Consider the following 13,496-nt stretch of genomic DNA (forward strand, 5'->3'; position numbering starts at 1 on the left):
TGAAAAACTGGCTGAAGCGGTTCAGCTTTATTTGGCGCCTCGCCAGGAGAAGCAGATCTTGATATTTCTCAATTTTTAATCGAACACCAGCATTAAATTCTTGGCAACATAAATCCACAAGCCAAATCAAAAATAATCGCAGTTGGATTTCGGGCTGGTCTGGCTACCTGATTTCAAAGGGTGATTTTTTTGGAAAATTCTTCTATAAATTCAATGCCTATTGCCTCCACCAATTCTTTATCATTACGGAACTGATTTAACACTTCCTGCCATTCTTGCCGAGCTTGGCTAACCTGAATCGAGTGGCGATTTCGTTCAGCCGCTTGCTGGTTCCTCTGAATTTCTGGTCTTTCCTTAACACCACTTTCCGTTACAGCTTCACCCCATTCCAGATAAGCCAAATCCCATAGTCCTGACTGCTCATAAAGTTGCGCTACCCAGCAGCGGGGTTTAAGAGACAAACCAATTTTGAGTGTGGTTTTGTTAAAATGCAGGGCTGCCGCCAGCACAATTGCTGCCACTTGCTTCTGCTCATTTTTAATATGAAATTCGCCCAGCGCTACCAAAGTATCAAAGTATGTTTGCTTATGTCTGCGCCAGTAGTCTATTTCTACTGAAAGGTTTCGGAAAATAGAAGCCGCGGCATACAGTAATGACGGCTGGGTTAGTTTGTTTATTTGAGGTTTCAAGGCAGAAAGCATCATCTCAGAAGATACTTCTAGGTCGCCCCTTAATAAATTCTGCTGATAACTGAAAGGCAAATTTTCCTCCACAGTCATCTTCAGAATCTCATAAGCCAAATAGGCATTTTCGAGATCAGCCTTAGCCAAATAACGCTCCAAATCTTCTTTTACAGGTATGATGCGCTGCGACATCAGAGAATCGAATAGCTCTCTGACTTGCTTAAACTCAGGGTGTAGCTTTAGCGCGTCCTGTAACAGCTTCATTTTTTCTTCAGGCGTTGCAACATTTTCAGCTTTCTCGAAATACTGGTATGCCCTTTTCATCACCTCTATTTGGTTGAATTCTTTTCCCAAAGAAGCTCGTGGGGAATAATCACGATAGAATCTCAGAAGTTGCTCGCCCTGCTCAAAATGTCCCCCTTCACATAAATGTACAACTTTCCGTGCAAGAATAGGTTGAAGGAAAAAATCCCGATTCGACTCAGAGGTTTTTGTAAGAATGTCGGCTAATTCTTGATTATTATCAAGTAAGCCATGCTCAAAGATTGTGTTCATAACATCTTCAAGTAAGCGTCGGTACTCCGCACTATCCGACGCCTCTTGCAAGTATGCCAAGCAAGAAAGCGCATTCTCCACCGCCCCTGATAGCTTTGGAGAAGCGTTAATTGTCTCTTTTCTTTGCAAATTGAGAAATAGCGTATCCACTCCCTGTACAAATTGACGGTAAGGCGGCTCAAAATTCCTTAATACTGTTGGTAAAATCGTTTCGTCCAGGCTATCCAATCGAGAACTCACATCGGCTAAGCTGTCAGCCAGGAACTTGTCATTATCCACTTCAACCGGAGGAGATTTTTCTACCTTAAACTGTTCCGGTTTTAGGCGTGGGCTTTCAATATTAGGTTGCGGAACAGGTTTCTTATTGACATCAAGTGTTACTCTAGCGGGCAACTGTGAAGACTCAAAAACTATAGTATCGCCCTCCTCCGTTTTCTCGAAAACATCTATTGCAAAAAGACGAGAGGAATCAAAACTCCATTCTCCTTGCTCGTTCCGAATGAAACAGGGGCGGCGGAATAGTTCACTGCTAATGCTCCGGGAGCTTATCATTCTAAGGCGAAAAAGCGACGTGAATATTTCATGCTCGGATAGCCAAGTTCGGTTTTCTTTGGCAGCAGTTTCAAACACATCTATCAGCGTATCGAAAATAGATTTTTTACCAACTGCATCGAGGAAAAGAGCTTGCTTGTCGCCTAGTCGAGTCTCGGAGATAAATACCAGGTCGTCACTTTCACACATAATTTCCATTTCTGGCACAATGGTGTAAACCAGATTGCCTTCCTCATCAATTTCTGCCAATCTGACATCTCGCACTATATGAGGAGTAGGATTGTAGTATATCTGGAACAGATTGCCTACTATAAGCCTCAGATATACCACTCCACCTGCCGGTATATTATTAGCGGCAAAGAACGCCGGTAATTTATCCTGGTTATAGATAATCTGACGCTGTCGATCCAGATATAGAGGAAATTCCTCGTTACTATCAGTACGGCAGCAGAACTGCCCTCCCAACTGTTCAAGCATTGCATCCAACCGGGCAGTTAAAGGTAAAAAGCCCTCATAGCGCATCATAAAGGAAAGAACAAAGCGCACTTCTTCTACCTTGCTATCCTGCTCATCATCAATATATAAATCGAGTTCCTCCTGTTCCAACTGCTCATCCTGTCGTAGTTTGTTAATTCGCGGCTCTAACGCGGGCGAGTTGTAGCCATAACGGCGCGCTAACTTGGTATAGTCGGTCATTATTACCGGGACTTTAGGTTTGGTTCTGCCTTTAAAAACGGGGATATGCTCATTATTGGTGACCGCCTTTTTAGCAGAATTTTCAGGAGCAGTGGGTTTGATGTTCTTTGTTTTACTGTCGTTCTCAAGTTTCGACACCACCGCTGCCGTATCTGGTTTTATCGCTGTTTCCACGGTTGATTCACTATCATCAGGCAAAGAGATTGGATTAGGTGATAATAGGCTTGGTATGGGAAGTTGTAGCTCTTCGTCGCTAGTAGGCTGCTCAATTGAAACGGATTTCTGCCCTAAACCTGTACCAGCCTGCTTTCCCAATTCTGTATCAATAGCTAAATCTTGCTCGGTATAAGGAAGAGTTGCTACCTTATAACTATCAAGCAGTTTTTCAGCCTCTTGGGGAGGATTTTTGAGTAATTCTTTGAGTAGCGGCGAAAGAGTGGAAACATCCAAGGCTGGATTAAGCATTCGAGATAACTCGTGGGCTATGTCAATATACCGAGAATTGCTATCTGCCCTATTTACTAGATACAGGACAGACTCGTTTTCATCAAAAAAGACTTCTGCGCTTTCTATTCTTCCCTGTATTTCACCTTGTGCAGTGGGTATGACATACTGAACCCGAATCTGGTTGGTAAGTCTTACCTGTGCTGTCTTAACCCAATTTAAATCGCGCCAACCCTCGCTTATCCGTTTTCGGTGATGTTCCTGGATTCGCTTAAAGCTACGGTTAAGCAATCTTATTTTAGAAGAAATATCATGTTCAGGGGCGGCAGCGCCAACACTATGCTTGCGTCGTCGCACCACTTCGCTCAGGTTACGTAACCCTAACGCATCAAGAAACGGAATCGCTTCATTACTGGCAAAATCAGCTACCCGCACCTTTTCTCGAATCTCAAACTTTTCCAACAAATCCGGCTGATTATTAAAATAACAATGCTGCGGCGTAATCATACTGCCGGTAGCCTTGTCTATAACCAGCGGTTTTTCTTTAAACTGAGTAAGGCGTTCTTTGCTTAAGAGATTATCTTTTACAGCTTTGGAAAGCTGGATATAGGCTCGATTCACCAATTTTACATCGAGTTCCTCTAGCGGTTTCTGTGCTATCTCACCCAGTACAGCAATATAATCTTCCACTGGGTCGGGTTGGGTGCGCACTCCTAGAGTTGTAAGGATTTTGGCATAATTGCCGGTTTCATCCAAAGACAAATAACAACGGTAATCGCCAAAATTCTCGAAGTAATTGCCTATAAAAGTAGATTGCGGCAGCCAGTAACGAGTCTTACTGGCGTTATAGATTACCGCCTTTCCTTTCAGAGCTTCAATTTCAGGTTTATCGGCGTAACTGTTCAGGTATAGATAAAGCCGATCCTCTACCGGTTTATTGGTTTGACTCAGGTATAGCAAATGGTTGACTACATCGTTAAGCTTTGCTTCTACATTCAGCCCGATAAAGTCGCTAAATTCACGCCGATTTTGCTGGAAAGATAATATTTTAGCCTGACTTTCAATAAGGTAGCGCAACCCAGCCCAATAGAGTTGGTGTGGTTGGTACCAAGTGCTGTTATCCCCATCTGCCGGAAGCCAATACAGATTACGTAAGGACTGGAACATATCTTTTTCGCGCTCAAACCAGTTCACCCAGTTATTATTAATGTAACTATAAACCGACCTTATATGGTTAGTAGCTTCGGGATTGGGTGCCTTGTTCAGGCTAATAGTACGTTGTACGGTTTCTACCAGATTCTGTGCGGTTGGATATTTTTGCAGACCCAGCGCATCGAAAAGAGCATACCAACGAGAAGATTCAGGCACGGGTTCGTTACTATTCGCTGCATTTCGCTCTGGCGGTCGTCGTACCGGAATCTGATACTGGACATGCGGTTGGTTGTAGCCATGTGGAAAAATTGTAGCAAAGGTACTATCGGCAAAATAGACCTCTCCGGGGAGACGATACACCTCATCCACGCAACGTACTAACCGGACACGCCGAAGTGCGGCTAACGCTTCTTTTCCGGCATCCGTTTTAAGCAAGGGAAGCGAATCCTGCAATAAATGCAAAACCTGAAATTTTTGTTTGTCATCCAATTCAGATTCATAGGAGGGTGGTATGTATTTGCGGATGTATTCCAACGGGGTTAATTCTGATATGCCAAGTATCTGGGTAAAGAAACCTCTGGTCTCCTGAGACAGTACCTTCTCGCTAACCAAATAATCCTGCCTGATAATATCCATATCAACTGCGGACACATCCAAAGCTTTTGTGGGCGGGAGGCTGAGTTGCACCTGTCCGGCAGCCGCGCGTAGTGTGCCACGCTGGGTCATAACAATATTTAACAAGCGCAAGACTACCCGATCATGCTCGGTCAATTGGGAATTGCGCCGGTATAGGTAACTATATACTTGTTTCAAAGCCTCCGGATTATTCAACAAGGGATGTACTCCCTTTGTAAGCTCCCAAATTTTCTTTAGTTCCCGCACAAACTGAGAAGTTCCGATAAATTGGACACCAACTCGCTTCAAATATTCCCCCTGCACGCTTGGCAGATTAAATTCTGGGGCTACAAAATTATACTGAGAGCTTTTTAATAACTTGCGGGTTTCTTCGTCCGCCAGATATACTTCCCCACCCACATCCCGTAAGGTATGTTGCTCATCTATTACCAAGGGAAGACCGGTCAAACTAAGGCTAGTTTCCTTACTCAGATAATCCAGCGCCTGTTTTAATTTCTCGCGTGAATTTAATAGTTGATGCGCTGCGGCAATACTTCGACCCATACATTCCGATTTTATCTGATTCAAGATGTCAACCAGCAAAGCTTGAGTAAAAGGAGAAAGCAACGATTCCAGTATTGAGTGATAGTGTTTATTAAATTCGGAATCAACCAGTTTATAGCGGTTGGTATCTCCTGAAACCACTTGACTTGGTACAATCCTCCGAGCTTCTTCACTCAGCCATACAAGATTGTGCCTGCCAAAAGCCCAAAGCCTCTCCCTCTCATCTAAACAAATCGGCGTGCCGTTCAAATGAGGAATTACTTCTCCACGCTGTTCTTTTGGCAAGGAAAGCAAATAATCAAAGACCTTGTAAAGTTTCTCCCTAGTGTTAATGAAAGTAGGGGCATTGGCAAGGGATGTACCATCCAGAATTTTAGAGGTCAGGAAGCGGAAGTAGTCTTCCGGCTGAAGCGTTTTTGCGCCCATTTCTTGTGCCATTGCCTGCACTTCTTGGGGTAGATTGGTGGGCGCAATCTTTTGCATATTGTCTTTAACCAAAGCGTACAGACGTGATGAGTTATCTATCAGCTTTATTTGCCCCGGCATGTTCCATAACTCATCGGTGGTTCTGATAATATCTGCCCTTACGGCAGCCTTCTTGAACTGCTCCACAATAGGCTGTAAAAAATCATGTTTCTCATTGCATTTAATCGGTAGCAGACGATAGAAAGCGGTGGGCGTATCGCACAGGTCTCGCAAATGGGTTAGATTCAGGGAAATCAGCATGCCCAAGCCATTTATTACTTTGTAATTCCAATCGCTACGGGTACTACCATCATCTTTAAGAATACTCTTGCGATTGGAATCGGGGAAGAAGTCACCATTTATATGGAATTTGAAACCGGTATCTATATCGGTCGGTAGGTAATTGTAGAGTGTGCCGGGAAAAGCGCCGGGTCCTGATTGTTTCATACAAAAACCAACCGCGATAGCCGGGTCTTTGACTTTTACTCCATCCTCTTCAAATGGGCTAGCCATATTAGCTTTGTAAAAAACCCATTCATCTGATGCAGACTTCTCCCCATACCTATAGTTGAATTTCCAGCGTTCAAACAAAATATTATTTGGCAAGGTTTCATATTTAACTTTTTCACGAGATACTTGGTACTTAACTACACCTTTCTCCAAAAGTCTGATAGTATGGATGTCTCGCAGGAAAGGTAAAATCCGATAAATTTCCTTACTCATATCTTCCTGAAACTGGTTGATTCGAGACTCTGTCCAAATGTCAGTGCCCAAGTCCCGTGCAACTTCGGTGAGTTGGGTGCGCCACTCGAAATGAAACTCTGTATGAGCAATGACAGAGGAAGGATTTTGATGAAAAAATCCATTACCGCTCAAATCAAACTTTATTGAACGACCGGATGAATGCACTATTGGATGATCGGTTAGCTGGTACACCGATAGGAACCCCGTACCCCAAGTACCAACCATAGTCTGCTTATCTCGCTTGCTACCTGCCGCAATTTCACAAATTGCATTAAAATCAGATTCTGAGAACTTGCTACCATTACTAACAACAAGACGCCCCGGTTGAAAATCGAAGTTAATCCATTTACCACGGGCATCATCCGCATTTTGAACCAACTCACGGGCAACCGCCGCCCCTCCCGCGTAACCTGCCATATAACCTCGAATAACATTTCTCAGGTTAATCTTTATGGGGCGTATTTCGGGAATAGGGCGAATTTCAAGATCCGCCAATGATTTACGAGCTTTAGAGAATTCTGCCTCGCCAAAAAGGGAGTAATATTCTAGCTTCAGTATCAAAGCCTCAACCGACAGATCTAGTCTATTTAGTTTTCGGAGTTTGGTCAGATCTTCAGATCTATTTTCAAAAATGAGGCGTTTCGCCGCTTCCACACCTCCGAATCCATTTATCAGTTGCAACTCACGGGTTGAGTAGTAGCCGATTTTTGCAGCGCTATCATAGTTACTTATCATTTCTTGGTGGAACAGTTTCTTAAGTTTTTCGAAATCAGCCATTCTTAGGTCTCCAAATGTAAATTTTAAGACGTTTTGGTTATACTATTTGTGGTATGCTGCAAATTTCACAAATCACTGTATATCTCAGGTTAATCTTTATCGGGCGTATTTCGGGATTTGTAGGAGAACTATAAGTACCAAGCATTGCGATTACTCAACTTTCCAGCGTAATAATTGACCGCTCACTAACTGAGCTTTGCCCTTTTCGGTCAGGTCAAGATATTGGTAATTCAGATGTCCCTGCTCACTTTCAAAGCTGGCTGTTTTCTCCTGAAGGTAATTTTCTGCCAGCAAGCGCTTCAGGGTATTTTCGAGTACCTCTTCCCCTTTTGGTAATGTTTGGAAAATTCCCCAGTAAGGACAGGCGCGTAATTGTTGTAGGCGCCAGCGCCGCAATTCGGGCAACATGTTATTTTTGACAAGCTGATACTCATTCCCTCGTAGCAAGTTTAGCAACGTGCCACGCCCATAAGGATTGCCACGTCGTTCCATCTGTTCCAGATTCCATTTCACCGACTCTAACAGGCTGAAAGCCGGGTCAAACAGATCGGTAAAGGATAGAACCTCCCGCGAAGTCAACTCACTCCATGGCAAAACCATATCTGGATTACACAGGTCACAGGCTCCACATTTTCCGGTAGTTTCTTCCCCGAAGTAATTGAGGATAAAAGCTCGGCGACAGTTTATTTTGCGTTTCCCTGCGCTGGCGTAGTGAAACATGATTTCCGTTTTCTGTCTCAGCATCTCTTCTTGCTGATAATCACTACGGGTATATACCTCGTTAGCGTTAAGGCGGGATAGCTTCTCTAAAAGGCTACCCTTCTCCCAAGGGCGATATAGCGCTAATCCATGAGTGGCTAGAGTCACCAGCAACGCTTCCAATATTTCCGGTTTCTCGCCGGTAAGTTGCGATAACGTCAATAGTTCGACATCTAACCGGCGGTATATGGGCCAGTTTGCAGCGCTGGCAATTTTGCGAAAGAGGTCGGCTTGAGACAATTCCAACTGACTGATTATTTCCTCCTCATCCGCTATAAGAGTAAGCGCTCCATGGAGGGTAAAATCTGCGCCGCGTCGAATGAAACCTGCCTGTTCCAGTAGGTGAAGGCTAATTTTTAACTGCGTATCCTCCAAGCCAAGTCGTTCGGCGGCTTCCATAGAGTTAAAATAAAGGAGATCTCCCGATTGCCGACGCAAGAATTTGAGCAAATCATTCATGGTTTCGGTATCAGGAAGACCGGATTCGATAAAATAATCCTGAGTGCGGCGGTCACGTTCATGGTGTAGCAAGACACAGTAAGCATCCCGCCCGTCACGTCCGGCACGCCCTGCTTCTTGGTAGTAAGACTCAAGGTCACCGGGAGTGTTATAGTGAATGACATAGCGAATGTCGGGCTTATCAATACCCATGCCGAAGGCTTTGGTACAAACTACGATATTGACGTGGTCATCCATGAACAATTCCTGGACGCTATCCCGGTCGGCAGCATTCATTTTGCCATGATAGGCTCTGGCATCATATCCGGCTTGACGTAGGCGGCGAGCCAACAACTCTACCTCTACGGTGGTAGAAGCATAAATTAGAACCGAATCCCTGGTACAATCGGCTGCCTGCAATATTTTCATCAAAACCTGAAAACGTTGATTACGAGAGCTTATACGATTATAACGAGAGTGCTGGTTGTAAACTACCAACTTTAGTTCCGGGCGGTCAAAAGAAGAGGTAATCTGGATAGGATGGGACATTTCCAACGCTTTCACAATTTCTTGGCGTACCATAGGTGTAGCAGTAGCGGTGAAAGCAGCAAGAGGTGGGCGTTTTTCCAGTTGGGTGAAAAGACGAGGCAGATAAAGAAAGTCGGGTCGGAAACTGGGACCCCACATAGCAATACAATGCGCCTCATCCACCACAACCTGCCGCACCTTTGCCCTCTGCAACGAATGTAGCAACTGCGGGTCGCGCAAGCGTTCCGGCGAAATATAAACCAGTTTGAGCGTACCATGTCTTATCTTTTCAAGTAAATCTTCGCGCTCAGCTGCCGGTTGCCCGCTATAGATAGCACCAACTATTTCGATACCTCGTGCATTCAGAGAATAAACTTGATCGCGCATCAGCGCGATTAGCGGTGAAAAGACTACCGTCAAACCATCTCGTAGTAAAGCAGGGAGTTGAAAACATAGTGATTTACCACCACCGGTAGGCATCAAAGTCAGCACATCCTGACCGGTCAGAATAGCGCGAATAGAGGCTTCTTGCTGAGGGCTACGAAAACCATCGAAACGGAAAAGTTCTTTAAGAGCTTGCAACAAAACCGGGCGCCAAGTCGCATACTCGCTATCTGGGATGATTTCAGGTAGATGGAGGCGGCTTAACCGCTCGGTAAAATCTAGCGGCAAATCTTCCGGCAGATTATTTAGAAAATCTTCCTTTTTCTCCAAATCCAGCACACCGGAAAGGGCTTCTGCCATTGCCCGGTAAAAAGTTTTACGACTTCGTTCTATTTCGTTACGACGTGGCATGTAACCGGGCAAGGAGTTCAGCAATTCAAACTTGTAGCTTTTACGGTGAATCCGCTTATCCAGAAGTAATACCGCCCCTCGGTCGTTCTTGCGCCGTAGCAAGCGCCCGAAGCCCTGTTTGAAACGTATCGCCATCAGCGGAAAGATGTAGTCGCCGAACTCGTTCTGCCCCCGTTCGTTTACCTCTTCACGCCGCGCCTTGAAAATCGGGTCGAACATAAAGGGAAAAGGCAATTTTTCCATTATCACAAATGAGAGCGATTCCCCGGGTACGTCTATGCCTTCCCAGAAACTCTGCAAACCCATTAGTACCGATTCTGTCTGCTCAGTGAACTGTTCTTGTAACTGCCGACGTGATGAATTCTCGGCTTGCCAGTACAGCGGAATACCAAGTCCTGCCAGAGTATCTTCGCAATGCGACACCACCTGTTCCAAACGTTCTCTGGAGGTAAACAGCACCAACGCCCGCCCGTCTGTAAATTCTAATAATAGCTCCAATTCACGGGAAAATTCTTCGACAAAACTCTTGATGGTTCGCTCTACTGGAGTATATTCCAGATAATTTGCAAGTCCCAGAAAAACGTTTGCGGAATAATCCAAATCACCCTGTACTATTTGGAGGTCATGCTCTTGCAGTCGTTGGGATAGTCCAAGTCGGTCTACATAGAAGTTAAATTCTCCACCCCGAATTGTGAGGGTAGCAGAAGTTAAAACCAACGTTGTCAACCGGTCGTAAAGCTCCTGTAATTGCTCATCTACCCGGATGGGTGCGGTTTTAAAAGCCCATTCCCGGTAGCGCGGCAAACTCTTTGGGGTTATAATTTCCGGCTGAGCCACTTCCAGCCAATATACCTGTTTACGATTGGAGACCTTAATAATCTCGTGATGTAGCCGTAACTGATCGGCAAGCTTATCCAAAATGATGTTTAGTTCTTCGCTGCTACGCTGTTTGTAAGGTAAGCCGCCGGTCTGCCCCACTGCTTGAAGCAACGCTACCAAAGTTTTTGCTAAGTCAGGCAGATGAATTTCGAAAAGTTGAAGACGCGCGTTTTCCACCCTGCTCCATTGGGGCGGATGTGCTATGCGTGGGTCAGTTTCAAGACGCAGGGAAGCCCCGTAGCGTGGGTTAAGATTTACTTCAAATATGCGGATGTATTCAGCCAGATGCGTACCAAAATCTGCAATTAGGTTTCGGCACAGTTTGACTGCCGCAAATAACTGGCGGGAGAGTCGGACAATTTCAGGATCGGAGGTTTGGGCAAGGAGGCGTGGCAATGCACCTCTACCGGAGCGGCTATCCTCTAGGCTATCCAGAATCTGATTCAGGGAAGTACGGGAAACTTCGTCACTAAAAGCGCGAGTAGCCACATCTTCCAAAGTATGGGCTTCATCCACTACCAATCGCTGAAAAGGCGGCAGGCGATCCGGGTCTGCCATCCACAGGTCATGGTTTATTATCAACAAGTGGGCTGCCTTAGCCTGTTGCTCCGAACGCAGCAGGTTACAACCATACTGAGAGCAGCGATCTGGGTGGCAGGGCAAATCGGCAGCGTTTACAGCCCGATAAAGGTGATCCACCATTTTAAATGTTGTTCTCAGCCAGTAACTGATATTTTCCTCTGTAGCTTCCGGAAGGCTTAGAATTAGGCTCAGCAAATAGACTATTACGAAACGCTCTTCAAGGCTGGAACCACCATCAAGCTCATCGAGACAGCGTGTCAATCTCTCATTACAGATATAATTGGAACGCCCCTTGAGCAATTGCACCCGGAAAGGCAAATGGGTGAGGTGGCGTAATTCTTCAATCTCAGCCAGTAACTGGTCTTGTAAATTCCGATAAGCAGTAGAAATAACTACATGCTCGCCCCGACTGGCTGCAAAAACCAAAGAAGGGAGCAAGTATGCTACAGTTTTACCTGTACCGGTTGGGGCTTCTATGAGGCGAGTTCGTTCTTGCTCCAGCGCTTCCCAAACTGCTTCCACCATCCTTTCCTGACCCGCACGCCTTGTAAATTTGCGGGCTTCTCTGTAGTGCTCCAGCAGGGCTTGAACTTGTGGGTATTCGAATAAAGGCAACAAAACTTGTGGATTCTCGGAGAGCTCTTCCACAACCGGATACATTTGAGTCTGTATATATTCCTTCAGGCTTTGGGGCTTACCTTTCCATACTAGACCGCAACATTCCGGCAACAATTCTTGCCACAAGGGGTAAAAACGGTTTTCAGGGTTGTGCCACTCCGCGTAAAGCTGCTCAAATACCGCTGCCAATAGGGCAGTATCTGTAATAGCGTTGTGAAGGGATTCGGGTGAAGGAATAAAGGCATTATCCTTTCCAGCGACTTCTTGCCAAATTGTAGCAGCCCTTTCAAAAGTCGCGCCGCAGCGATCCGCTATTACTCCCAGTTTATGCTCACGTAACTCCGGGTAAAGCAAGTGCGTCAGTTCCAACGTATCGACGAAAAGGTTTGGTAAGATGCCCAACTCTGCTTCTAAAAAACCTTTATCGAAGCGGGCGTTATGGGTGATGATGGGATACTCGCCTAAAAATTGGCGGAGTTCTGCGGCACTTTCAGTTAAAGGAGCAGCTAGTTCTAGAGTTTGCTCTAAAACCGGGTTATCCACAAAACCCAACTTGCGTTTAAGCGTGTAAGAAAGATGGGCAGGTGCTGGGTTAAAATAGCGAGATAAAGCCGCTGCCGGTTGGTTAGCGCTATAGCGAATTGCTACAAACTGGATAATGCTATCATGGGCAGGTTCCAGTCCGGTAGTTTCCAGATCCAGGATGATATAGTCACTGTTTAAATTGGCTAACGCGGAAAGCAGTGGTGGGGTGGTTTCCCGCTCAGGTGATGGTTCTTGCTTTAGGAGAGCGCTATTAGGTTCATTTCCTCGCATGCAATAGCGGTCACCGGTTAGAGCAGTAAAAACTCGTGGCTGGTTAAGAAGCTCGCGCAGATTACGTTCTTCAATCATCTGGGCACGCTGGCGCAATTCGCGTCTTATCTGTGCTACTGTTAAACCTTCACGATGTTCCAACAGCATTTTCTGCACTGCCTGCCCTAAGGGACTCTCCGGCTTAAAAAAAGAACTCATGGTGTAATCAATCTGTAAATCTGTTATGGAAGGTCGGTTGTCCTATTTCGCTACCCCTTGGGTAGGTTTATTCTCCGCAGACGGGTGAAGTTAGAACGGGCAACCCAAAATAAGCCTAAAACTTCCACCGTTTCTGCTTACCTCTATAGCTAAACCGACCCTTGACCGGTTTGATGCCCTCTATTAAAATTCCACTTCACTCAGTAATGTTGCGTTTTTGCGGGGATTTATGCCCCTAACCCCATACAAGCCACTTCAAACACAGGCAGCATGTTATGTAGATACTTTACCACCATAAAGCCATAAAGTAAACTACCGCGTTCTGCCTTACCTTTTTGCTAAACTATACACATGTGGGGGTAGGGGGCATTTAACATACGTGCCGTAAAACACCTGCTTTAGGTTATTGCCGACAAACCTTTTTGATGTGGAAGAAGGCTCACGTATTAGTCAGTTCCGTTGCTAAAATAGGGGAATACCCTCGCCTCACCAAAAGCAAGCAAGGGTAGATACTGTGTTACAGCTTCTCAGGGTCTATTCCCAACTCCCGCAGCTTTGCCCAGGCTGCTTCTTTCTCCATCCGCTCCGCTTCTTTCTCCATCCGCTCTCTTTCGGCGCGTTGGTACTCCGCCTCTT

Annotated in this window: 2 protein-coding genes; both read right to left on the bottom strand. The window is 45.5% G+C overall.

The genetic code is table 11. The features are described from left to right. Window positions 1–173: 173 nt before the first annotated feature. Window positions 174–7,247: a hypothetical protein gene (locus WCK19_RS17235; protein ID WP_342398640.1), complete on the bottom strand. Its 7,074-nt coding sequence runs from the start codon at window positions 7,245–7,247 to the stop codon at window positions 174–176. A gap of 150 nt (window positions 7,248–7,397) precedes the next feature. After that, entirely contained in the window at window positions 7,398–12,809 is a 5,412-nt protein-coding gene (locus WCK19_RS17240; RefSeq protein ID WP_342398641.1) for a RecQ family ATP-dependent DNA helicase, read from the bottom strand. Window positions 12,810–13,496 lie beyond the last annotated feature (687 nt).

The sequence above is a fragment of the Candidatus Chlorohelix sp. genome, from assembly GCF_037138995.1.
Taxonomy (GTDB): domain Bacteria; phylum Chloroflexota; class Chloroflexia; order Chloroheliales; family Chloroheliaceae; genus Chlorohelix.